Here is a 507-nt window from a genome sequence, read left to right on the forward strand (position 1 = left end):
GAGCGCGAAGACGTAGACGGTGAACAGGACGGTCGTGTCCACCGGGGTCAGGCCGAGGCGGGCCTGAAGCGCGGGGTAGAGGGGGGTCGCCAGGTTCGCGCCGATCAGCAGGAACAGCAGGACGGCGACGGTCAGACCGACACGGACGCCGCGCAGCGCGTTCCACCGGCTCAGGGAGCGGAGGCGCAGGCGTTCGCGCGGGGCGAGTTCGAGAGGGAGCAGGGCCTCGGTCAGGCGCGTGCCGACCGGGGTCAGTTCCGCCATGGCAGGGATCTCCTGGCGTCGTGCTCCGGGCCCGTCCCACGGGGTGGGTGGGATGGGGGCACCCCCGGCCGAAGGCTGGGGGAAGGTCCGGGTGGAGCAGGCGTGCTGGGGACGTGCGGGATGTCAGCGCGTGGGTGTGCACTTTCAGCCCAGCGGAGGATACGTGCTGGTCACACGTCAAGGGAAACGACGGGCGGGCCCGGCAAGGACTACCCTCGGCGTCAGAAGCGGTGTTTCGAGCGG

General features: G+C 71.2%; 1 pseudogene. It reads right to left on the reverse strand.

Annotation, left to right across the window (positions count from 1 at the left end):
- Positions 1-264 (reverse strand): annotated as a pseudogene (locus DN069_RS40535) (hypothetical protein); the annotation flags it as partial.
- Positions 265-507 lie beyond the last annotated feature (243 nt).

The sequence above is a fragment of the Streptacidiphilus pinicola genome, from assembly GCF_003258295.1.
Taxonomy (GTDB): Bacteria; Actinomycetota; Actinomycetes; order Streptomycetales; family Streptomycetaceae; genus Streptacidiphilus; species Streptacidiphilus pinicola.